This is a genomic window from Achromobacter sp. (assembly GCF_032102605.1).
In the GTDB taxonomy this organism is placed as follows: domain Bacteria; phylum Pseudomonadota; class Gammaproteobacteria; order Burkholderiales; family Burkholderiaceae_B; genus Achromobacter.
Window position 1 is genome coordinate 494368 of record NZ_DAMDGT010000004.1, and the last position, 22969, is coordinate 517336.

The window sequence follows — 22969 nt, forward strand, 5'->3', positions numbered from 1 at the left end:
TTCAGAAAGACTCTGATAAGGTGTTTCGCGCGCCACTTACCTGTTTGCGTTTGTGCTCGACCTTGACAGAACGAAGGAGATTTCGTGATGGAATGGTTTTTTGACACGCTACGGAAGTACCCGGAGCTGGCTATTTTCCTGACCCTGGGCCTTGGGTACTGGATCGGGGCCAAGAAAATATTCGGCTTCAATTTAGGTGCGGTGACAGGAACGTTGTTGGTGGGCGTGCTGGTTGGCCAGCTCGACATCACGATCGCCCCCATTCTCAAGCAGGTGTTCTTCCTGCTCTTTCTCTTCGGTCTCGGCTACGGCGTCGGACCGCAATTCTTCCGCGGCATGAAAAGCGATGGCCTTCCGCAGGTCATATTCGCGGTGATCGTCTGCGTCATCTGCCTGCTGGTCACCTGGGTGACCGCGATTGGATTCGGCTTTGACGCCGGCACCGGCGCGGGGCTGCTGTCCGGCGCACAGACCATTTCGGCGGTCATGGGTGTGGCGACCGACACGATCAACGGCCTGTCCATCGATGCCGCAACGAAGAAGCAGTGGATCGACAGCATTCCCGTGGCCTATGCGGTCTGCTATATCTTCGGCACGGTTGGAAGCGCCTGGCTGCTTGCATCCGTGGGCCCCAAGCTGATGCGCGTTGACATCGTCAAGGAGTGCCAGGAGTACGAGGCCAAGATGTCCGGCGGCGCGGATTCGATGGAACTGTCCGGCTATCGCAAGTTCACGGCGCGGGCCTATCGCCTGGACAACGCGGAGTATGTGGGCAAGACGGTTGGCGATCTGGAGTCCAAATTCGTCGAGGCCCGCGTCTTTGTCGAACGCATCCGTCGTGGCGACCAGGTCATCGACAGCGACTCCAGCACCACGCTGCAGGCTGGCGACGTGCTGGGCGTCACGGGCCGTCATGACGCGCTTGTGCTGCAGGCCTCGGGCCTGATCGGCACCGAAGTCGAGGACCGCGACGTCATCAACCTGCCCGCGGAAATCGTCGAGGTCGTGCTGACCAACAAGAACGTGGCCGGCAAGACGCTCAAGGAACTTGCCGAAAACGAAACCGTGCGCCAGCTGGGCCGCGGCGTGTTCCTGCGCAAGGTCGTGCGCGGCGGTCACGAGATGCCGGTCAACTGGGGCCTGAAGCTTGATCGCGGCGACCGGCTTTTCGTGCTGGGCGCCAAACGCGACGTCGAGCGGGTGGTGGAAAGGCTGGGCTATGTGGACCGGGCCACCAATCAGACGGACATGGTGTTCGTGGGCTTTGGCATTTTGCTGGGCGGCCTGTTCGGAACCTTGGTCCTGACGGTGGGCGGCATCCCGATCACGCTGTCGACCTCCGGCGGCGCGCTGATTTCGGGGCTGGTCTTCGGCTACCTCCGCTCGGTGCATCCCACCTTCGGGCGCGTACCCGAACCCGTGCACTGGTTCCTGACATCCGTCGGCCTGACCGCGTTCGTCGCGGTGGTGGGCATCGTGTCCGGACCGGGCTTCGTGCAGGGGTTCCAGCAGCTTGGCGCCAAGCTCTTCATCGCGGGCGTCATCGCCACCAGCGTCCCGATGATATTGGGCGTCCTCATCGCCCGGTACGTTTTCAAGTTCCACCCCGCCATCGCGCTGGGCGTCTGCGCGGGCGCCCGGACCACCACCGCCGCCATCGGACAGATCACCGAGACGGCAAAGAGTCAGGTCCCGGCGCTTGGCTACACGGTGCCTTATGCCATTGGCAATACCCTGCTGATCATCTGGGGCATTGTCATCGTCATGCTCATGGCCTAGCAGGAAAGCCCGCAAGCTCCGGCTTGCGGGCGCAGCAGCAAGCGCGGCAATCGTAATGGCGCCCGCTTTCACGGCGCCTGTCATAACGCACACCAGGAGTACACAACATGGCTTCCACTGCGCCCGTCACCGTCAGCCTGGCCTCGGCCTTGAAAACCACGCGCTCGCATCAGCGCGATCTGGAACAGCTTTCGCCGTTTGAACTGAAGGACTACCTGATCACGCTGGCCAAGGACAATCAGCAAACCGCGGCCGCGACCATGCTGAACGCGGGTCGCGGCAATCCCAACTGGATCGCCACGGAACCGCGGGACGCGTTTTTCCTGCTGGGCCGGTTCGCCATGAAAGAGGCGCGCCGTGTGCGCGATGACGGCATCCTGGCCGGCATGCCGGCCAAGAAGGGATGCGCCGACCGGCTGCGCAAATTCCTTTCCAAGCACAAGGGCGAAGAAGGCTATGACTTCCTGCTTGGCGTGCTGGAATATGGCGTGAAGATCAAGGCCTTCGACCCGGACGAATGGATCCACGAACTGACCGACAGCATCATCGGCGACCACTACCCGGTGCCGCCGCGCGCGCTGGTGCACACCGAGCAGATCATCCACGATTATCTGATCAAGGAAATGTGCGACGGCCGGCCGCCCAAGGGCAAGTTCGACCTGTTCCCGGTCGAAGGTGGCACGGCGGCCATGTGCTACATCTTCGATTCGCTGATGACGAACGGCCTCTTGAAACAGGGCGACACCATCGCGCTGTTCCTGCCCACGTTCACGCCGTACATCGAGATCGCGCACCTGGAGCGCTTCCAGTTCAAGATCGTCGGGATCAACGCCAACAGCATGCGCGCCGACGGCACGCATGACTGGCACTATCCGGCCTCGGAAATCGCCAAGCTCGAGGACCCCAAGATCAAGCTCGCGGTCACGGTGAATCCGAGCAACCCGCCATCGGTGGCGTTCAGCCCCGTCGAGATGAAGCAGATCGTGCGCCTGATCCGCAAGAACCCAGACCTGGTTCTTGTGACGGACGACGTCTACGGGACCTTCGTGCCGAACTTCCGGTCGCTGATGGCCGAGGTGCCGCAGAACACCATCTGCGTGTATTCCTTCTCGAAGAACTTCGGCTGCACCGGCTGGCGCCTTGGCGTGATCGCCACCCACGAGAACAACACGATGGACCGCCGCATCGCCGAGCTGCCTGCGTCGTGGAAAAAGCGCCTGGACAAGCGCTATGGCGCGATGACGATGGAACCCGAAAAGCTGAAGTTCATCGACCGCCTGGTTGCGGACAGCCGCGATGTGGCGCTGAACCATACGGCCGGGCTCTCGCTGCCGCAGCAGGTGCAGATGGGCTTTTTCGCGCTGTCCCATCTGCTGGACCTGAAGGACGCCTACAAGCATCTGACCATGGAGATCGTGCGCGGCCGCCGCGACGCCCTGTGGCGAGGCCTGGGCATCCCCATGCCGCCGGAAGACCCGATGCGGGGCTGGTACTACGTGGAGCTGGACTTCATGGTCTGGGCCAAGGTCATGTACGGCGACGCCTTCGTCAAGTACATGGTGGACAACTACGAGCCGGTGGACTTCCTTTTCCGTCTGGCCGAAAAGTCCGGCGTGGTGCTGATGGACGGCGGCGGCTTCGGCGGTCCGCCTTGGTCGATCCGCATCTCGCTGGCCAACCTGGACGATGCGGACTACGCCAAGATCGGCAAGTACATGGTCGAATCCGCGACGGAGTATGTCGAGGCGTGGAAGGCGTCCGAGCTGGTGCGTTCCGGCCCGACCGCGGGCAAAGGCCAGACGGTCAAGGCGTCGGGCGCCAAGCGCACCGCCGCGGGCAAGACTGCCGCCAAGAAGGCCGTGAAGAAGGCTGTCAAGCAGGCCGATACGGCGGCCAGGTCGGCGAAGAAGGCCGTGGCGAAAAAGTAGGCAACCACAGGGCGGCGTGAACTCATGACGTGTTCGGTTGGGTTTTTCAATAGTGTTCCCATCGCGGTGCTGTTCGTCACGGTGGGTCTGGGATACCTGATCGGCAAGCTGAAGGTCGGGCCGATACAGCTGGGCGGCGTGTGCGGAACGCTCATCGTCGCCCTGCTGATCGGCCAGACGGGCTGCCAGATGCGCGGCGACCTGAAGGAGGTCGCGTTCGCCCTGTTCATCTTTGCCATGGGCTACTCCGGCGGCCCGCAATTTTTCGCCAATCTCAACCGGTCGAGCCTGCGCTACGTCGTATTGCCGATCATCGAAGCCTTGCTGGTGCTGACGATCGTGCTGGCGGCCGTGCCCATGTTCGGCCTGGATGCAGGCACCGCCGCGGGCCTTGCCGCGGGCGCCGCGACGGAATCGGCCGTGGTCGGGACAGCTGCCGAGGCGCTCAAGCACCTGGGTCTGCCCGAAGCGGAGGTTCAGCGCATGGAGGCCAACATTGCGACGGCCTACACGCTGACCTACCTGGTGGGCCTCATCAGCATCGTCTTTTTCACCAGCCAGGTGGCGCCCGCGCTCCTGCGCATCAATCTGCGCGAGGCGTCCAAGGCGCTGGAGGAAAAGCTGGGCGCCGCGCCGGGCGATGACGACGATGCCAGCCTGCCCACGCTTCCACGCCTGGTGGGACGCGCCCACGTGGTCAAGGACGTCGACGGCCGACACGTGGGCGACGTGGAGGCGCAACTGGGCGGCCGCACCGTGATCAGCCGCATCCTGCGCAACGGCGAGGCGGTCGACGCCACCCCCCAATACGAGCTTGCCACTGGCGACATCGTGGTGGTGCTGGGCCTGCGCCGCTTCGCGCTGCGGGCGGGGTCCGTGATCGGACCCGAGATCCAGTTGCCGGAGGCGCACGCGGACGACCTGCACCTGAGCGAGCTGCAGGTTGTAGTGAGTCAGAAAGCCGTCAACGGACACACGGTGGGCGAACTGGCCATGCGGCCCAGCGCCCAGCGCGCACGAGGCGTCTTCCTGCAGTCCATCTCACGTTCGGGGCACCTGCTGCCGATCACCCCCGCCACCGTCGTGCAGTACGGCGACCTGGTGACGTTGGTGGGCGCAGAGCCGGAGCTCTCCACGGCCGGCGCCGCGCTTGGCAATGAGTTGCGCCGCAGCGGCGTGACCGACCTGGTCTTCCTCGCATTCGGCATTCTTGCGGGCCTGTTGCTGGGCAGCCTGGGCGCAAGGGTGTGGGGCATTCCCGTGTCGCTGGGCAGCGGGGGCGGGGCGCTGGTCAGCGGCCTGGTTTGCGGCTGGATCAACGCCAAGCGGCCGGCGATCGGTCACATGCCGGGCCACGCAGTGCAGTTGCTCAAGGATCTTGGATTGGCGGTGTTCGTGGCGTGCGTGGGTCTGTCGGCGGGCCCCGACGCGGTGTCGCTGATCCGGGAACATGGGGCGGTGCTGCCGCTGATCGGCCTGCTGGTGTCCCTGGGGCCGGCGTGCCTGTCCTTGTGGGTCGGGCACAAGCTTCTGAAGATCGAAGGGCCGTTGCTGGTGGGTGCCATTGCCGGGCAGCATGTCAGCACCCCGGCCATCAGCGCCATCCTGACGGCCAGCGGCAGTTCCGTGCCGCTGCTGGGCTATACGGTGACCTACGCCATCGCAAACGTGCTGCTGCCGGTGCTGGGACCGATCATCGTCTCGTTGGCGTATCACTTGAGTTGAGCGGGGCTCCGAATATTGCATAAGGTTATATGACTTGCGTATTTCCTCGCCTAAATGTTTGATGGAAGAATCGTTTCATACGCGGTAACCTCCGCCAGGACACGCGACCCTGCGCCGTCCCACATGATGTGACGACGACCAGCCCCATAACTGAATACCCGTACAGGAGAGACCATGAGTCAACTACGCCTGGGCGATACCGCCCCCGATTTCGAGCAGGAATCCTCGGCCGGCCCGATTCGCTTCCATGAATATCTGGGCAACAGCTGGGGAGTGCTTTTCTCGCATCCGGCCGATTTCACGCCTGTCTGCACCACCGAACTGGGCTACACCGCCAAGCTGGCCGACGAGTTCGCCAAGCGCAACGTGAAGGTCCTGGCCCTGTCGGTTGACGGCGCCGATTCGCACACCAAGTGGATCGAGGACATCAACGACACGCAATCGACCACGGTCAACTTCCCGATCCTGGCCGACAAGGACCGCAAGGTTTCCGAGCTCTACGACATGATCCACCCCAACGCCAGCGCCACGGCGACGGTGCGTTCGGTGTTCATCATCGACCCCAACAAGAAAGTGCGCCTGACCATCACGTACCCGGCCAGCACCGGACGCAACTTCAACGAAATCCTGCGCGTCATCGATTCCCTGCAACTGACCGACAGCCACAGTGTCGCCACGCCCGTGAACTGGGAAGACGGCGACGACGTGATCATCGTTCCGTCCCTGCAGGACGAAGCCGTGATCAAGGAAAAATTCCCGAAGGGCTACAAGGCCGTGCGTCCGTACCTGCGCATTACGCCGCAACCGAATAAGTAAATTCGAAAAATGGGGGGTTGTCCCCCTGGCTCGAAAGCGGCGTTTCGCCGCCCGGACCGCCGCAATCTTCATAGAGGATTGCGGCGGTTTTTGCTTGTTGGGACCGGCGTCCTATATGCCTGACAGCGATGAGCAACCAAAAAATGATTCGTTCCGTTCAGAACGGCCAGCCAGCACACTTGCCTCCACATTGCAAAACACAGGGAGCAAGGGATGTCTTTCAGGAAAGCCGCTTGGATGGCCGCGTTGGCCGCGGTGACAGTTTCACTTGCCGCGATTTCGCCGGCGCAAGCGCAGCAAAAGCAGACGCTGCTGAACGTGTCTTACGATCCGACGCGCGAACTCTACCGCGCGATCGATGATGCCTTCGTCAAGCAATACAAGGAAAAGGCGAACGTCGACCTGACGATCCGCCAGTCGCACGGCGGTTCCGGCCGCCAGGCGCGCTCGGTCATCGACGGGCTGGAAGCCGACGTGGTGACCCTGGCGCTTGCCTACGACATCGACGCCATCGCCGACCGCGGCCTGCTGCCCGAGAACTGGCAGGCCCGCCTGCCGCAGAACAGCTCGCCGTACACGTCCACCATCGTGTTCCTGGTGCGCAAGGGCAACCCCAAGCAGATCAAGGACTGGAACGACCTGATCAAGGACGGCGTGCAGGTCATCACGCCCAACCCGAAGACCTCGGGCGGCGCGCGCTGGAACTACCTGGCCGCCTGGGCGTATGCGCTGGAAAAGAATGGCGGCAGCGAGGACAAGGCCCGCGCCTTCGTCGGCGACCTGCTCAAGCACGTGCCGGTGCTGGACACGGGCGCTCGCGGCGCGACCACGACGTTCGTGGAGCGCGGCGTGGGCGACGTGCTGCTGGCATGGGAAAACGAAGCCTTCCTGGCCCTGGAGGAACTCGGTCCGGACAAGTTCGACATCGTGGTGCCGTCGCTGTCCATCCTGGCCGAGCCGCCTGTCGCCGTGGTGGACAAGGTCGTGGACAAGAAGGGCACCCGCGCCGCCGCGCAGGCCTACCTGGAATTCCTGTACACGCCCGCCGCGCAGGAGATCATCGCGAAGAACTACTACCGTCCGCTGGACAAGACGGTGGCCGCCAAGTACGAGGCCAAGTTCCCGAAGGTCAAGCTCGTCACCATCGACGACAAGATCTTCGGCGGCTGGCGCAAGGCGCAGAAGGATCACTTCAGCGACGGCGGCACCTTCGACCAGATCTACCAGCCTCAAAAGAAATAACGGACAGCGAGCGGACGACGGCCATGACTACCGCCTCGAATCCGACGGCAAACGGCGCGCAAGCGCCTTTTGCCGTTCGGCGCAACAGCCCGGGTGTGTTGCCCGGATTCGGCATTTCCATGGGGTACGCGGTGCTGTATCTCAGCGTGCTCGTTCTGATTCCCCTGGCCGCCTTGCCGATCAAGAGCGCTGGCCTGGGATGGCAGGGCTTCTGGGACGCGGTGACCGCGCCGCGGGTGCTGGCGTCCTACAAGCTGACATTCGGCGCCTCGTTCATCGCAGCGCTGGTCAACCTGGTGTTCGGCACCGTCGTCGCGTGGGTCCTGGTGCGCTATCGCTTTCCCGGCAAGAAGATCCTCGATGCGCTGGTCGACCTGCCTTTTGCACTGCCGACCGCCGTGGCGGGCATCGCCCTGACCGCGCTGTATTCGCAGAAGGGCTGGCTGGGCGGCCCGTTGTCCGAATGGTTCGGCCTGAAGGTGGCCTTCACGCCGCTGGGCATCGTCATTGCGCTGATCTTCATCGGTGTGCCCTTCGTGGTTCGCACGGTTCAGCCCGTGCTGGAAGACGTGGAGCGCGAGATCGAAGAGGCGGCCGCGAGCCTGGGCGCCGACCGCTGGCAGACGTTCCGCCGCGTGCTGCTGCCGACCATCACCCCGGCCCTCATGACGGGCTTTGCACTCGCGTTCGCCCGCGCGGTCGGTGAATACGGATCGGTGGTTTTCATCGCCGGCAACATGCCGATGGTGTCCGAGATCACGCCGCTGCTCATCATCTCGAAGCTGGAGCAGTTCGACTACGCCGGCGCGGCCGCCATCGCGACCGTGATGCTGGTGTTGTCGTTCGTCCTGCTTCTGATCATCAACCTGTTGCAGGGCTGGCAGGCGCGCCGCGGCCTGGGGAGGCTTTCATGAGCGCATCGGATCGTCCCGCTCACCTGACCGAGCCGCGCTGGGTGCGCGGCGTTCTGCTGTCCATCGCGCTGGGATTCCTGGCGCTCTTTCTGCTGGTGCCGCTGGCGGCGGTGTTCGCCGAGGCCTTCAGGAAGGGATGGGAACTGTACCTGGAAGCCATCGTCGAGCCGGACGCGTGGGCCGCCATCCGCCTGACGCTGCTGGTCGCGGCGATCGCCTTGCCGGTGAACCTGGTGTTCGGCGTCGCCGCCGCCTGGGCCATCACGAAGTTCCAGTTCCGCGGCAAGCAATTCCTGATCACGCTGATCGATCTGCCGTTCTCGGTGTCGCCGGTCGTGGCCGGCCTGGTGTTCGTGCTGCTGTTCGGCTCGCAGGGCTGGTTCGGCGAATGGCTTCAGGCGCACGACATCAAGATCGTCTACGCCGTGCCCGGCATCATCCTCGCGACCCTGTTCGTGACCTTTCCGTTCGTGGCCCGCGAACTCATTCCGCTGATGCAGGCGCAAGGCAGCGAAGAGGAGCAGGCGGCGCTGACGCTGGGCGCGAGCGGCTGGCAGATCTTCTGGCGCGTGACGCTGCCCAACATCAAGTGGGGCCTGCTGTACGGGGCCATCCTGTGCAACGCGCGGGCGATGGGCGAGTTCGGCGCGGTGTCCGTGGTGTCCGGCCAGATCCGGGGGCTGACGAACACGATGACCCTGCACGTGGAGATTCTCTACAACGAATACCAGTATTCGGCGGCGTTTGCCGTTGCCTCGCTGCTGGCGCTGCTGGCGCTGGTGACGCTGGTGGCCAAGAACGTGGTCGAGTGGCGCAATGCGCGCCTGCTGCAAGGCGCCGATCAGCCGGTGGAGTATCCCGGCCCCGCGGCGGCCATCAAACCGGCGATCGCCTGACGCGATACGCCGGCCTAGGAGACAGGAATGAGTATCGAAGTTCGCAATCTATCCAAGCGGTTCGGGAACTTCCGGGCGCTGAACGACGTGTCCCTGCACATCGAGACAGGAGAGCTGGTGGCGCTGCTGGGGCCGTCAGGCTGTGGCAAGACCACATTGCTGCGCATCATCGCGGGGCTGGAATCGGCCGACACGGGCAGCGTGCTGTTCGCGGGCGAGGACGCGACCGCCGTGGACGTGCGTCAGCGGCAGGTGGGTTTCGTGTTCCAGCACTACGCGTTGTTCAAGCACATGACCGTGTTCGAGAACGTCGCCTTCGGACTGCGCGTCAAGCACCGCTCGCTGCGGCCGTCGGAAGACCAGATCAAGCGCAAGGTGCACGACCTGCTGAGCTTGGTGCAACTGGACTGGCTTGCCGATCGTTATCCGGCGCAGTTGTCGGGCGGGCAGCGCCAGCGCATCGCCCTGGCGCGCGCCCTGGCGGTGGAGCCGCGCGTCCTGCTGCTGGACGAACCCTTCGGCGCGCTGGACGCCAAGGTCCGCAAGGAACTGCGTCGATGGCTGCGCCGGCTGCATGATGAATTGCACGTCGCGAGCGTGTTCGTCACGCATGACCAGGAAGAGGCATTGGAAGTGTCGGACCGGGTGGTGATGATGAACTCGGGCCGCATCGAACAGGTGGGGACTCCGCGCGAGGTCTGGGAAGCCCCGGCGACGCCCTTCGTCTATGGATTCCTGGGAGACGTGAACCAGCTTCAAGGAACGGCCGCTCGTGGCGTGTGGGAAGGCGCCGGGCTGTCGCTGCCGGCTCCCGAGCTGGCGCAAGCGGATGCGCAGCGCGCCACGGCGTATGTGCGTCCCCACGAATTCGAGGTCGAACGCTATCGCGCCGGGGCTGATGGCATCCCGGTGCGGCTGGCGCACGCCTATCTGGCCGGGCCCAGCGCCTACCTGGAGCTTGCGCGCCAGGACGGGGACGCCATCATCGAAGCCGAAGTGCCCGAGTCGCTGTACCAGGAACTGAACCTGCGTGACGGCGAGATCCTGCTCGCGCGTCCGCGCCGGGCGCGCATTTTCGCGGTGCAGCCATGAGCACGACCGATATCTCCGCCGAACTGGACACCGCCCTGGCGACGCGCTGGCGTGAACTGACGGCGCGGCTGGCCGAGATCCAGCGGCGCCACCCGGACGCCGCGCTGGCCTCGTCCCTGGCCGCCGAAGACATGGTGCTCACGCACGCCATCTACGACAGCGGACTGGATCTGGAAGTCTTCACGCTGGATACCGGCCGGCTGCATGCCGAGACGCTGGGTGTGCTGGATGCCGTGCGTGAACGTTATGGGCGTGACATCACCGTGTATCGGCCGGTGGCGGCCGCGGTCGACGCGCATGTGGCCGAGCATGGCGCCTATGCCTTCTATGAAAGCGTGGAACTGCGCAAGGCCTGTTGCCAGATCCGCAAGGTCGAGCCGCTCAAGCGCGCGCTGGCCGGCCGCGGCGCCTGGATCACCGGCCAGCGACGCGCGCAGTCGACCACACGCGGCGAACTCCCGCTGGAAGAAGACGACACCACGTTTGGCCTCTACAAGTTCAACCCGCTTGCCGAGTGGAGCGAGGAGGACGTCTGGTCCGCCATCCGCGCGCTTGGCATTCCCTACAACCCGCTGCACGACCAGGGATATCCGTCGATCGGTTGCGAACCCTGTACGCGCGCCATCCGGCCCGGCGAGGACCTCCGTGCCGGCCGCTGGTGGTGGGAGTCGTCCGACTCCAAGGAATGCGGCCTTCATGCGGGCAACCGGGTCATCAATATTGCGGCGCGCGTCGATTGACGCGGCCATGAATTCGAAATCTGTTTTAGGGGAATACCTATGTCTGCTGTGATCCAACGCAGCCACCTGGATTGGCTGGAATCGGAAGCAATATTCATCCTGCGCGAAGTGGCCGCCGAAAGCGAAAAGCCCGTGCTGCTGTTCTCGGGCGGCAAGGACTCCGTGGTGCTGCTGCGCCTGGCCGAGAAGGCCTTCCGGCCCGGCCGCTTTCCGTTCCCGTTGATGCACATCGACACCGGCCACAACTTCGATGAGGTCATCGCCTTCCGCGACGCGCGCACCGCCGAACTGGGTGAAACCCTGATCGTGCGCAGCGTCGAGGATTCGATCAAGCGCGGCAGCGTCGTCCTGCGGCGCGAGACCGATTCGCGCAACGCGGCGCAGGCCGTCACGCTGCTCGAGGCGATCGAGGAATTCGGTTTCGACGCCTGCATCGGCGGCGCCCGTCGCGACGAAGAAAAGGCGCGCGCCAAGGAGCGCATCTTTTCGTTCCGCGACGAATTCGGCCAATGGGACCCCAAGGCCCAGCGTCCCGAATTGTGGAACCTGTTCAACACCCGCGTGCATCGCGGCGAGAACATGCGCGTCTTCCCGATTTCGAACTGGACCGAACTGGACGTCTGGCAGTACATCCAGCGCGAGCAGCTTGCGCTGCCGTCGATCTATTTCTCGCACGAGCGCGAAGTGGTGCGCCGCAAGGGCCTGCTGGTGCCCGTCACGCGTCTCACGCCGCCAGCAGAGGGCGAACAGGTCGAGCGCCTGCCGGTGCGGTTCCGCACCGTGGGCGACATTTCCTGCACCTGCCCGGTGGCGTCGGACGCCGCCGACACCATGGCCATCATCGCCGAGACCGCGGTGACCGACATCACCGAACGCGGCGCCACGCGCATGGACGACCAGACTTCCGAGGCCTCGATGGAGCGCCGCAAGAAGGAAGGCTATTTCTGAATGCACGACGCGCCGGCGCATGCCGGCGCCTGGGGACTCATATGAATGCACTGAACGACTCTTTTCTTTCCGGCGCCGACACGGGCGTGTTGCGCCTGATCACGGCGGGCTCCGTCGACGACGGAAAATCCACGCTGATCGGACGCCTGCTCTATGACAGCAAAGGTGTCTTCGCAGACCAGCTGGATGCGATCTCGCGCGCCAAGCACAAACGCGTCGCGGGCGACGGCATCGATTTCTCGCTGCTGACGGACGGCCTGGAGGCCGAGCGGGAGCAGGGCATCACCATCGACGTGGCCTATCGCTACTTTTCCACGCCGTCGCGCAAGTTCATCATCGCCGACGCGCCGGGCCACGAACAGTACACGCGCAACATGGTGACGGGCGCGTCCACCGCCGACGTGGCCGTGATTCTCATCGACGCGACGCGCGCCGCGGACGGCAAGCTGCTGCCGCAGACCAAGCGCCACAGCACCATTGCGCGCCTGCTGGGCATCCGCCATATCGTGGTGGCGGTGAACAAGATGGACCTGGTGGACTGGGACCGCGCCGTGTTCGAACGCATCCGCGATGCCTACGCGGAGCTGGCGGGCAAGCTGGGCATTGCGCATTTCGATGCGCTGCCGTTGTCGGCATTGAGCGGCGACAACGTCGTCACGCTGTCCGCGAAGACGCCGTGGTATGAAGGGCAGCCGCTGCTGGCGTTGCTGGAATCGCTGGACCTGTCGGGCGACGGCCGGGCCTTGCCGCTGCGCTTTCCGGTGCAGTGGGTGGCGCGGCATGGCGGTGATCGCACCGACGATTTCCGCGGCTACGCCGGCCGCGTCGCCAGCGGCGTGCTGCGCCCGGGCGATGAAGTCACCGTGCAGCCGTCCGGCGTGACCGCCGTGGTGCGCGAGGTGCGCGCCTTCGACCGCGCGCTTGATGAAGCCGTGGCGGGCGATTCGATCACGCTGGTGCTGGACCGCGATGTCGACGTGTCGCGCGGCGACGTGATCGTGCATACGTCGGCGCCGGCGCAGGTGTCGCGCGAGTTCGAGGCAGAGCTGTGCTGGCTGGATGCTCAGGCGCTCAATCCCTCGCGCAAGTATCTGCTGAAGTCGGGCACGCGACTGACGTCGGCGAAGGTGCGCGCGGTGTTGTCGCATCGGGACATCCATGAACTCCAGGAAGTGGAGAACACGGAAGGCACGCTGCGCATGAACGACATCGGACGCGTGACGCTCACGACACGGGAGGCCCTTGCGGTCGACCGTTATGACGACGTCGCGGCCACCGGCGCGTTCATCCTGATCGATGAAGCCACGCATCAAACCGCTGCGGCCGGCATGTTGCGGTAAACCACCACAAGGGCCGCGAAAACGTGGCTTCCAGGCCTCGGAATTTGATGTTGTTTTTCGTCCAAAGCCAATGCCGGCGCGGGTTTCCGGGCGATATCGCAAGATGAAAACGAATTGTTCAGACGTTGTCTTCTTCTTGCGGTAAAGTTGGGCTGTCTTACGAAAAGGCTTTTGGTGCTTGTCAAAACCACTGTGTTTTTGTACAGTAGTTTTTATGGCACGCACCGATCATTCTTTTCCCGCCGGTTCTGGGTCCCCGGCTGCCGCCCCCGCCGCCTTGCGCGGTCGGGGTGCGGTTACTAATGTTCGGCATCGCTTCCAACGCGATGACCGCGTGCAGGTCGACGACGGTTGGTCTTCGTCCGGTCTGCCGGCTGATTTCATCGATTCCGTCCCCGATTTTTCCCCTGATTCTGACGCGCCGGTCTGCGCGCCGGGCGCTTCGGCGGGCCCTGCGGTCATTCCCATCCTGCCGGATACGCGTTCGGCGCCATCCGCACCCAAAACCACCGTCACCGCGGAAGAAGCGCGCAAGATCCTGTCGCGCAACGATTCCCCGGACATTCCCTTTGAAGTGGCGGCCAATCCGTACCGGGGCTGCGAACACGGCTGCGTGTACTGCTATGCCCGGCCCACGCATTCCTACCTGGGTTATTCCCCCGGGCTGGACTTCGAAACGCGCCTCATCGCCAAGGCCAACGCCGTGCAAGCCCTCCGGGCGGAACTGGCGCGGCCCGGTTACAAGCCTTCGCCCATCAATATCGGCTCCGCCACAGACGCCTACCAGCCCATCGAACGCGACTGGCGCCTCACCCGGGGCATGCTCGAACTGATGCTGGAAACCCGGCATCCGCTCACCATCGTCACCAAGAACGCGCTGGTCGCCCGTGACCTTGACCTGCTTGCCGCGCTGGCCGCGCAGAACCTCGTGGTCGTCTATGTCAGCATCACCACGCTGGACGCCGGCGTGGCGCGCACGCTGGAACCCCGGGCCGCGGCGCCGTGGCGCCGGCTGGAGGCCGTCCGCAGCCTGACCGACGCCGGCGTGCCCGTGGGCGTGCTGGTGGCGCCGGTCATCCCGTTCATCAATGACGACTCCATGGAGCACATCCTCCAGGAAGCCAAGGCTGCCGGCGCGCACTATGCCAGTTACACCGTCTTGCGCCTGCCCTGGGAGGTCAAGACCCTCTTCGAGGACTGGCTCAACGCGCACTATCCCGACCGCGCGCAGCGCGTGCTGCACCGTATCGAAGACCTGCGCAGCGGCCGCCGCAATGATCCCAATTTTGGCTCCCGCATGCGCGGCACCGGCATCTGGGCCGACCTGCTGCGTCAGCGCTTCGCCGTCGCCACGCGCAAGCTTGGCCTGAACCGCACCCGCCTGTCGCTGGACTGCAGCCGCTTCGTGCCGCCGGTCGGGCAGGGCGCCTCGGCCTCCTTGTTTGACGCGAGCGGCGCGGCGGGGGCTGCGGGTTCGCAGGGCGCTGCGATGCTGGGGGCGATCGGATCGCCTGCAGGGGCGCCTGCCGCGGGATCACCCGCCGCCGGATCGCCGGCCGCCGGATCGCCGGCCGCCGGATCGCCCGCCTCCAACGTTGCTCCCGCCGCTCACGGCGATGCTACCGATTTCCAATCCCCGGCTGGCGCGAAAGCGTCTTCAGGGGTCCCTTTTCCTGGCGGTTTGCCTGCGGTCAGCGGCGCATATGGGCGCGGTGCGCGCCAATTGCGCGCCATGGCGGCTGGCCAGTTGTCTTTGTTCGATTGACCGCTGGCTCTTGTTGCCGCGGGTGCATGCCTGGGCCTATCGCCCCGGCAGGAACGTTTATCCAAGGAGTTCTCATGAACACCGCTGATTTTTCCGTATTGCCGGATGAGCTTGTCGTCTCCCTGAATCCGCTGCGCCGCGGCGTCAACCGCGCGCGGGCCTTTTGCGCACGGTTCACCGGCGTGGCCATGCCGTGGGGGGCATCGGGAGCCGGCGCTGCGTCAGGTCAGCGCGTCCGCTCCAGCGGCATGCCGGCCCGTTGGCCATTCCCGCCCACGCCCGCACCGGATTCCGCGTCGGCAGGCGACGTTCGCATCGCCCCCGCGGCACCCATCGCCGCGCCCGAAGCGCCGATTGTCGTCCCCGCAGCTCCGACCGCAGCCCCAATCACGCCCTCGCTGTCCGCCGCGCCGGTAGCCCGTGATCACTGCCTTGCAGACGCCAAGTCCAGCCCGGCCGCTACCCAACTCACCATGAAGGCCATGGTAACGGACGTGCTGTTGGTTCTTGCCTGGGGCGCGATGATTCCCGGTTTGATGTGGCTGGGCGTGGCAGGCGGCTTCTGATTGCCAGACGCGGGTACGGCGAGTCGAAGCCGATAGTCCGCGGCTCAGGCAAATTTCGAACCGCGATCGGCAGCGGTTGGACAGTGCTCAATCTGCGCGCAGGCAGCGGGAAGGCGCCGCGAAGGCAGCCACTCAGGCGGCCATCAAGCAACGCTCAAGCAGCTATCCAGCTATCGCGTGGCGCCCAGCAGGATGACGCCCGCCAGAATGGAAAGACAGCCGGCCAGCCGGCCGATGCCGACCTTCTCCCGCAGCAGGAACATGCCGGCAAGTGTGCCGAGCATCATGGACATCTCCCGCGCGGGCGCAACCAGGCTTAGCGGCGCGCCGTTACGCAGTGCGTACAGCACCAGGATGTAGCCCAGCGGCGACAAGAATCCCACGGCCAGCGCCAGGTGCCAGTGCCCGCGCATGGCTTCCAACGATTGGGCAGGGCGGCGCAGCATGTGCGGCGTCATCATGGCGGTGCGTGTCACGCAGGTGAACCAGTCGAACAGTACCGGACTGATCAGCAGAACCTTCACGCCGTACGCGTCCACCACCGTATAGGCGGCGATGAACAGCCCGATCACGACGCCCCAGCGTACGCCCACCCATGCCTGCGCATGCTGGAAGATTGCCAGCCGTCCCTGCGTAGCGATCAGAAGTACGCCGATGACCACGCACAGCATGCCGGCGATGCCGGTGCTGGTGGCGGGTTCGCCCAAAAGCAGAAAGGCGCCGGTGGTGGAAAGCAGGGGGCCGGTGCCGCGCGCGATCGGATACACCACCGACAGATCGGCCACCTGATAGCCGCGCTGCAGGCACAGGCTGTAGCCCAGATGCAACAGGCTGGAGGTCAGGATGGCGGCCACGACCGGCCAGGTCCATGTCATGCCGTCGTGCATCAGCACCCAGATCACCCACGGTGCATAAAGCACCGAGGCGCAAAGGCCGTATGCAAACACGAACGGAGCGCCCACCATGGCCGCGCGCTTGGCAAGCAAGTTCCACGTTGCGTGGGCCATCGCCGCCAGGACGACCAATATCAGGGACGAATACGACATGGGAACAGCGTCAGATGACGTGTTTGTTACAGGAAGACGGAAGGGTACCGCAATCCGCGCAGAAGGCGCACATGTTAACCGACGCCCCGGGGAATTTTTGATGTAGAATCATTGGTTTGCCAAATCTCATCCTCTGCTTGCGGCACAGTATCGCAGCGTAGCGAACGGGAATTTTCCGCAAGGGGCAGCCCCTTTGGCCACCCCAAAAACGGAAACCACCGCGCGCCGGCTGCAATGCACACGCATCAGGCTGGATGTGGCCAGTTCATCTGGTCACGTGAAAGCCGAGCGTGCACAACATTGAACGGCAAAAGTCTTAGCCCGCAAAGACATGATGATCTAGGAGTTCTAATGAACCTCATCGCTATCCTGGAACAGGAAGAAATTGCCCGTCTGACCGGCGGTCAAGCCAAGCCTGAATTTGCTCCTGGTGACACCGTCATCGTGAGCGTCAACGTCGTTGAAGGCACCCGCAAGCGCGTGCAGGCTTTCGAAGGCGTTGTCATCGCCAAGCGCAACCGCGGCCTGAACTCCGCGTTCACCGTGCGCAAGATTTCGTCGGGTGAAGCCGTGGAACGTACGTTCCAGCTGTACTCGCCGCAAATCGCCAGCATCGAAGTGAAGCGCCGCGGCGACGTGCGCCGCGCCAAGCTGTACTACCTGCGTTCGCGCTCGGGCAAGTCGGCGCGTATCAAGGAAAAGCTGGTCAGCAAGCAAGCCTCGGCGGCTTGATCGCTTATCGGTACACGGCCCTGCCAGTGTCGGACGCTCACGCCCTCCCGCGTTTCCGTCCGGCACGGGTTTCCGGGTTAAAAAGGCACCTGCGAGGGTGCCTTTTTTCTTTTTTCTGAGCCGCATGTCTGATACCTCGTCTTCCGGGCGGCCGCGACGGCCGCTGGCGCGTCCGGGCTTTGATCCGGCGACGCAACCTTGGGTAGTGGCCAACGAGTCCCTGCCGGCCGTGCCGTCCCGCCTGCTCACGCCGGATTCCCTGCGGGGCACGCTCAGCCAGCCGTCCACCTGGACGCTCGAGCTGTCGCGCGACAACGATCTGCGCTACCCGGGCCGCGAAGGCACCCCGGTTCCCGCCGCCGTGCTGATCCCTCTGGTCACGCGCGACAACGGGGTGCACATCATGCTGACCCAGCGCGCGGCCCATCTGCACGATCACGCCGGCCAGATCAGCTTTCCCGGAGGCCGCATCGAGACCAGCGACGCGACGCCCGAGGCGGCGGCGCTGCGCGAGGCGCACGAGGAAACCGGGTTGCCCGCCAACCATGTGGAAGTTCTGGGCAGCATGCCGCCGTATCTCACCGCGACCGGATTTTCGATTATTCCGGTGGTGTCGCTGGTGCGCCCGGGTTTTCAGCTGGCGCCCGATGCGTTCGAGGTCGCCGAGGTCTTCGAAGTACCGCTGACATTCCTGATGGACCCCGCCAATCATCGCCTTTACGAAGCCAGGCTCGACGATGGCCGGGTGCGGCAGTATTACGGCATGCCGTACGGCAAGCACTTCATCTGGGGCGCCACCGCGGGCATGCTGCGCAATCTCTATCACTTGCTGCGCCACGGCTTCACGCCGCGCTGACTTATCCGCGCATCGCACCGCAAATGAACACGGCCCCGGAAGGGGCCGTGTGCCGTTGGGCCTGCCGCCAGATCAATAACGCTGCTGGCCCGCCAGGTTTTCTTCCAGGATGCGTTCGTACAAGGCGTAGCGCGCCGGATCGATCTTGCCCGCCTGCAATGCCGCGACCACGCCGCAGCCTGGCTCGTGCCGGTGGGAGCAATTGTAGAAGCGGCATTCCTCGATGGGTTTCGTGAACTCCGGAAAGCCGCGGATGATGTCGTCGCGGGTCAGATGCTGCAGCCCGAAGGCCTGGAATCCCGGCGAGTCGATCAGGTCGCCACCCGGCGCCGGCAGGTGATAGAGGCGCGTGCTGGTCGTGGTGTGCTTGCCCATGTCCAGCGCGGTGGAATGTTCGCGCGTGGCGGCCGCGGCATCGGGCACCAGGGCGTTGAGCAGCGTGGATTTGCCCATGCCGCTTTGCCCCAGCAGCAGGCTCGTGTGTCCGGCCAAACGCGGCGCAAGCAGTGTCTGCACTTTTTCGGGCTCGAGCGCGCTCAGTTCTATCACGTCGACTCCCAACGCGGCGATGGGAGCGAGCCGCGCACGGGCGGCCGGCAACTCGTCGGTCAGATCCGTCTTGTTCAAGATGATCAGCGGCGAAATCCCCGCGCTCCATGCGCCGGCCAGTGCGCGCCCGGTGAGGTCGTCCGAAAATGTAGGCCGCACGGCGACCACGATCAGCAGTTGGTCTACATTGGACGCGAACTGCTTGGACCGCATTTCGTCGGACCGGTACAACAAATTGCTGCGCGGCAGGATGGCGTCGATGGCGCCTTCGTCCTTGCCCTGCGGCGTGATGCTCACGCGGTCGCCCACGGCGGCGCCGGCTTTCTTGCCGCGCGGAAAGCACTTGCGCAGCGATCCGTCCGCCAACTCCACGGTGTAGTGCCGTCCATGGGCGGCGATGATGCGGCCTTCCATCTGCGCGGTCATGCGGCGCCCGCCATCAGATGGCGAATGCGCACGGCGGCGGGAGGGTGACTGTCGTAAAAGGCGGAATGCACGGGGTCGGGTGTCAGCGTTGCTGCGTTGTCGTCATAAAGCTTCACCAGCGCGGATACCAGGCGCTCTGGCGAACTCTGCTCGGCAGCATAGCGGTCTGCCTCGAATTCGTCACGGCGCGAATACCAACTGGCCAGGGGTGTAAGCATGAAGGTGAATATCGGGATCACCAGAAAGAACAGCAACAGCGCCATGGCGTCGTTGCGTCCGCCCAGTTGCGGCAGCACCCCCAGTCCCACGTAGAACCAGGGCTGCTGGGCAATCCACCCCAGCACGGCGAAGAACACCAATGCGGCGGCAAAGCTGAAGACCACGCGCTTGATGATGTGGCGCTTCGCAAAATGGCCCAGTTCGTGGGCCAGCACGGCCTCGATTTCGTCGGCGTTCAAGCGGGCAAGCAGGGTGTCGAAGAACACGATGCGCCGCGACCGGCCAAAGCCCGTGAAGTAGGCATTGCCGTGGGCTGATCGGCGCGAGCCGTCCATCACGAACAATCCGTTCAACGCAAAGCCGCAGCGCTGCGCCAGGCGCTGGATGCGGCCCGCGAGTTCAGGGTCGGACAGCGGCGTGAATTTGTTGAACAGCGGAGCGATGAACATCGGATAAATGACCAGCAGCGCCAGATTGAATGCCGTCCACAGCGCCCAGGCCCAGATCCACCAGTAGGCGCCGGCGCTGCCCATCAGCCAAAGCACCGCAGCCGCCAGCGGCAGGCCCAGCACGGCCGCCACCAGCAAGCCCTTGAGCGCGTCGGCCACGAAAAGCCCGGGCGTCATGCGGTTGAATCCGAAGCGCGCCTCCAGCTTGAACTGCCGCCACAGCGTGAAGGGCAGGCCGATCAAGCCCAGCACCAGCGCCACCACCACCAGCAGCAGCATCTGCCGCACGAAGTCGTTGCTGGTAAGCTGGCTGACCATCATATCGATGAACTGCAGGCCGCCCAGCAAGGTCAGCGCCACGAGCACCAGGGCGTCATAGGTGCGCTCGAGCATGCCCAACCTGACCCGCGCCACCGTGTAGTCCGCCGCGCGCTGATGGCTGGACAGCCCGATGCGATGGGAGAATTCCGCGGGCACGTGTTCCCGATTGCGGGCAACATGGCGGATCTGGCGCGAAGCCAGCCACATGCGCACGGCAATATCGGTCAGCAGGAAGGCAACGAACAGCAGTGTGAACATGGGCAATGCGTTTTGCTCGAGAATTGATGTGCGAAAATCGCGTGTTTTATAGGCAAATTATATGGCTGCGAACGAAAACCGCCTGATCTGGCTCGACATGGAAATGACGGGGCTGGACCCCGAGAAAGAACGGATTATCGAAGTTGCCGTCGTGGTGACCGAGCCTGACCTGACGGTGGTTGCCGAGGGGCCGGTGATCGTGGTGCACCAGTCCGACAGCCTGCTGGACGCCATGGACAACTGGAACAAATCCACCCACGGCAAGAGCGGCCTGATCGACAAGGTCAAGGCGTCCACGATCACCGAGTCGCAGGCAGAGGATACGCTGTTGGCGTTCCTGGCGCAGCATGTGCCGGCCGGCAAGTCTCCCATGTGCGGAAACACGATCAGCCAGGACCGCCGCTTCATGTTTGCGTACATGCCCCGGCTGGAGCAGTTCTTCCATTACCGCAACCTGGATGTCAGCACGCTGAAGGAACTGGCGCGCCGGTGGGCTCCGGCGGTGTACAAGGGCTTCGAGAAAAAGAGCCGCCACGAGGCGCTGGCTGACATCTACGAATCCATCGACGAACTGAAGTACTACCGCGAGCACTTCCTGAAAGTGTGATCGCGCCCCTGGCGCACGCCGGAGCCGGCCCGTTTTTTCCGGGCCGCATCACTTTCGTTGGACATCATGCCGTCCTATTCCGTCGCGCAGATCCGCCTGGCCGAACAGAGCGCCCTGGCCTCGGGGCGGGCCTTGATGCCCCTGGCGGGCGCCGCTGCCGCCGCCTTTGTCGCGGCGCGCTTTCCTCCCTCCACGTCCGTCCTGGCGCTGGCCGGCCCCGGCAATAACGGCGGCGATGCGCTGGAAGCGGCCTCGCGCCTGCTGGCGCAGGGGTTCGACGTGCTGGTGGTGTTGCCTTCCGGCTCTGACAAGCTGCCTTCCGACGCTGCCCGCGCTTGGACCGGCTGGCAGGCGGGCGGCGGCCGCACCCTGGAAGCGTGGCCAGGCGACTTTGCGCCGGACCTGGTCATCGACGGGTTGTTCGGTATCGGCTTGAACCGACCCCTGGACGCGGCATGGCAGTCGCTTGTCGATACCGTCAACGACTGGCAGGGGCCCGTGTTGGCTCTGGACGTGCCCAGCGGCATCGACGCCGACACCGGCTCGGCGCTGGGCAGGCCTGTCCGGGCGCGCTGGACGCTGTCGTTCATTGCCCCGTGTCACGGGGTGACTCGACCCGGAGCCGGGCGCGACGCGGCAGGGGAATGCCATCTCGCTACGCTGGGCGTCGCTCCGCCCCAGGCAGATCCCACCCGGGAATAGCGGTAGTCCGGCAGGCTGGAGCGCCGCGCCGCGGCACGAACGCGCCTAAACGACCGCGCCTAAACGACCGCGCCTAAACGACCGCGCTTGATCGATCACGCCTGAGATTCGCGGGCCTTCAGGCCGGCCGACCACCAAAGCGAGAATTCACCTCGTCCGACAGCGGGGTGTAGCGCTCGTTGTCCTGTCCAGCCAAGGCATCGAGGTGGCTTTCCGAGCCGTCGAACACCTTCCAGTAGAGGCGGCCGCACAATTCCCGCGCCGCATGGCCGGGCCAGTTGTCGGGCAGCATTGGCCCGGGAAGTTGCGGATCGTGCAGGACGATCCGGCGCCAGTTATGCAGCAGCATGACCCGGACCATAAAGGCCTCGGACGGGGAGGGCGCTTCATCGAGCAGCTTTTCCAGCGGACCGAAGTTGCGGGAGAACTGCCGGTATTGTTCGGCCACGTCGTCAAGGTTCCAGCATTGCGAGGCCAGGCTGGCGATCGGCAGCCCGCCCGCCCCGGCCAGGTCGCGGGCCGACAGCACCAGTGCCCGGTCCGGGATGCCCAGCTTGTCCAGGATGTCGTGCGCCGCCCGCGCCTCGGTGTGGGGATGCGCGAACAGTCCCGGGGCGATCATGCCGAACCCTTCCCAGACGAGTTCGCGGCGCAGCTCGCCGCGTTCGGCCAGACCATTGCCCGTGCGCGGCAACGCCACCAGCGTCCATTCGCCGTTCCAGTCTTTTGCGGCCCCTTCATAGATGCGCTGCGACGCGTGGGAAGTATGGCGCGCGCCCTGTTCCGAGATCAGGTAGAGGCTGCGCCGCCCATGGCGTTCGGATTGCAGCCAGTTCTGCGCCACCAGCCGAAAGACGCTGGTGCGCAGCAGGCGTTCGTTGATACCAAGCGGAGCCAGAAGCTCGATCAGGCTGCCTAGCCAGATGGCGCCGCCGTGGGGCGCCAGGGCATCGCCCAGCACGCTGACACACAAGGACTTTGCCCGGGGCGGATCGCTTTTCAATAAGCGGGACAGAAAGCGTTCCAGGGACGACTGAGGGTTTGCCATAAGGG

20 protein-coding genes and 1 pseudogene are annotated in these 22969 nt (G+C 64.7%); 17 read left to right on the forward strand and 4 right to left on the reverse strand.

Translation table 11 applies throughout. From position 1 onward, the window contains the following. Window positions 1–87 precede the first annotated feature (87 nt). The 13 genes and pseudogenes from aspT (RT614_RS12690) (at window position 88) to RT614_RS12750 (ending at window position 15751) form a co-directional block, all read left to right on the forward strand. Window positions 88–1779, forward strand: coding sequence for an aspartate-alanine antiporter (aspT, locus tag RT614_RS12690; RefSeq protein WP_313622443.1), 1692 nt, complete (start codon window positions 88–90; stop codon window positions 1777–1779). Window positions 1780–1886: 107 nt separating this feature from the next. Next, the gene (locus RT614_RS12695; RefSeq protein ID WP_313622444.1) at window positions 1887–3707 is read left to right on the forward strand and encodes a bifunctional aspartate transaminase/aspartate 4-decarboxylase; all 1821 of its coding nucleotides are present in this window, start codon (window positions 1887–1889) and stop codon (window positions 3705–3707) included. Window positions 3708–3731: 24 nt separating this feature from the next. Further along, the gene (aspT, locus tag RT614_RS12700) at window positions 3732–5432 is read left to right on the forward strand and encodes an aspartate-alanine antiporter (RefSeq protein WP_313622445.1); all 1701 of its coding nucleotides are present in this window, start codon (window positions 3732–3734) and stop codon (window positions 5430–5432) included. Between the two features lie 174 nt (window positions 5433–5606). Then, window positions 5607–6248 (forward strand): peroxiredoxin, encoded by a 642-nt coding sequence (locus RT614_RS12705; protein WP_313622446.1) that lies wholly within the window; start codon window positions 5607–5609, stop codon window positions 6246–6248. A gap of 237 nt (window positions 6249–6485) precedes the next feature. Further along, a complete protein-coding gene (locus tag RT614_RS12710; protein ID WP_313622447.1) occupies window positions 6486–7490 on the forward strand; it encodes a sulfate ABC transporter substrate-binding protein in 1005 nt (334 codons plus the stop codon). Between the two features lie 23 nt (window positions 7491–7513). Then, window positions 7514–8404: a sulfate ABC transporter permease subunit CysT gene (cysT, locus tag RT614_RS12715; protein WP_313622448.1), complete on the forward strand. Its 891-nt coding sequence runs from the start codon at window positions 7514–7516 to the stop codon at window positions 8402–8404. Beyond that, the gene (gene cysW / locus RT614_RS12720) at window positions 8401–9300 is read left to right on the forward strand and encodes a sulfate ABC transporter permease subunit CysW (RefSeq protein WP_313622449.1); all 900 of its coding nucleotides are present in this window, start codon (window positions 8401–8403) and stop codon (window positions 9298–9300) included. The genes cysT and cysW overlap by 4 nt, the downstream gene beginning before the upstream one ends. A gap of 27 nt (window positions 9301–9327) precedes the next feature. Continuing rightward, a complete protein-coding gene (locus tag RT614_RS12725; RefSeq protein ID WP_313622450.1) occupies window positions 9328–10392 on the forward strand; it encodes a sulfate ABC transporter ATP-binding protein in 1065 nt (354 codons plus the stop codon). Then, complete coding sequence (locus RT614_RS12730; protein WP_313622451.1) at window positions 10389–11132, forward strand: phosphoadenylyl-sulfate reductase; 744 nt, start codon at window positions 10389–10391, stop codon at window positions 11130–11132. Before RT614_RS12725 ends, RT614_RS12730 begins: the two co-directional genes overlap by 4 nt. Window positions 11133–11171: 39 nt before the next feature. After that, a complete protein-coding gene (gene cysD / locus RT614_RS12735; protein WP_313622452.1) occupies window positions 11172–12080 on the forward strand; it encodes a sulfate adenylyltransferase subunit CysD in 909 nt (302 codons plus the stop codon). A 41-nt stretch (window positions 12081–12121) separates the two neighbouring features. Then, the gene (locus RT614_RS12740; protein ID WP_313622453.1) at window positions 12122–13420 is read left to right on the forward strand and encodes a GTP-binding protein; all 1299 of its coding nucleotides are present in this window, start codon (window positions 12122–12124) and stop codon (window positions 13418–13420) included. A gap of 214 nt (window positions 13421–13634) precedes the next feature. Beyond that, window positions 13635–14858 (forward strand): annotated as a pseudogene (locus RT614_RS12745) (PA0069 family radical SAM protein); the annotation flags it as partial. A 401-nt stretch (window positions 14859–15259) separates the two neighbouring features. Next, window positions 15260–15751, forward strand: coding sequence for a hypothetical protein (locus RT614_RS12750; RefSeq protein WP_313622455.1), 492 nt, complete (start codon window positions 15260–15262; stop codon window positions 15749–15751). A 170-nt stretch (window positions 15752–15921) separates the two neighbouring features. Here RT614_RS12750 and RT614_RS12755 read toward each other — a convergent pair whose 3' ends face one another. Further along, a complete protein-coding gene (locus tag RT614_RS12755) occupies window positions 15922–16797 on the reverse strand; it encodes a DMT family transporter (protein WP_313622456.1) in 876 nt (291 codons plus the stop codon). 351 nt (window positions 16798–17148) lie between these two features. Here RT614_RS12755 and rplS point away from each other — a divergent pair, with 351 nt between their 5' ends. Together rplS and RT614_RS12765 are read left to right on the forward strand one after the other, a co-directional pair. Further along, window positions 17149–17529 carry a 50S ribosomal protein L19 gene (rplS, locus tag RT614_RS12760; RefSeq protein WP_056567581.1) on the forward strand — a complete coding sequence of 127 codons (381 nt, stop codon included), beginning with the start codon at window positions 17149–17151 and terminating at the stop codon, window positions 17527–17529. Between the two features lie 124 nt (window positions 17530–17653). After that, window positions 17654–18385, forward strand: a complete 732-nt coding sequence (locus tag RT614_RS12765) for a CoA pyrophosphatase (RefSeq protein WP_313622457.1) — start codon at window positions 17654–17656, stop codon at window positions 18383–18385. 72 nt (window positions 18386–18457) lie between these two features. Here the strand turns inward: RT614_RS12765 and rsgA are convergent, their stop codons facing one another. Continuing rightward, entirely contained in the window at window positions 18458–19360 is a 903-nt protein-coding gene (gene rsgA / locus RT614_RS12770) for a ribosome small subunit-dependent GTPase A (RefSeq protein WP_313622458.1), read from the reverse strand. Further along, on the reverse strand, window positions 19357–20607 hold the full coding sequence (locus RT614_RS12775) for a M48 family metallopeptidase (RefSeq protein ID WP_313622459.1): 1251 nt from the start codon (window positions 20605–20607) through the stop codon (window positions 19357–19359). The genes rsgA and RT614_RS12775 overlap by 4 nt, the downstream gene beginning before the upstream one ends. Window positions 20608–20668: 61 nt before the next feature. On the opposite strand from RT614_RS12775, the gene orn reads away from it, so the two are divergent. Both orn and RT614_RS12785 read left to right on the forward strand, forming a co-directional pair. Then, window positions 20669–21214: an oligoribonuclease gene (gene orn / locus RT614_RS12780; protein ID WP_313622460.1), complete on the forward strand. Its 546-nt coding sequence runs from the start codon at window positions 20669–20671 to the stop codon at window positions 21212–21214. 66 nt (window positions 21215–21280) lie between these two features. Then, window positions 21281–21916: an NAD(P)H-hydrate epimerase gene (locus RT614_RS12785; protein ID WP_313622461.1), complete on the forward strand. Its 636-nt coding sequence runs from the start codon at window positions 21281–21283 to the stop codon at window positions 21914–21916. Window positions 21917–22034: 118 nt separating this feature from the next. Here RT614_RS12785 and paaX read toward each other — a convergent pair whose 3' ends face one another. Next, on the reverse strand, window positions 22035–22964 hold the full coding sequence (paaX, locus tag RT614_RS12790; RefSeq protein ID WP_313622462.1) for a phenylacetic acid degradation operon negative regulatory protein PaaX: 930 nt from the start codon (window positions 22962–22964) through the stop codon (window positions 22035–22037). Window positions 22965–22969: the final 5 nt, after the last annotated feature.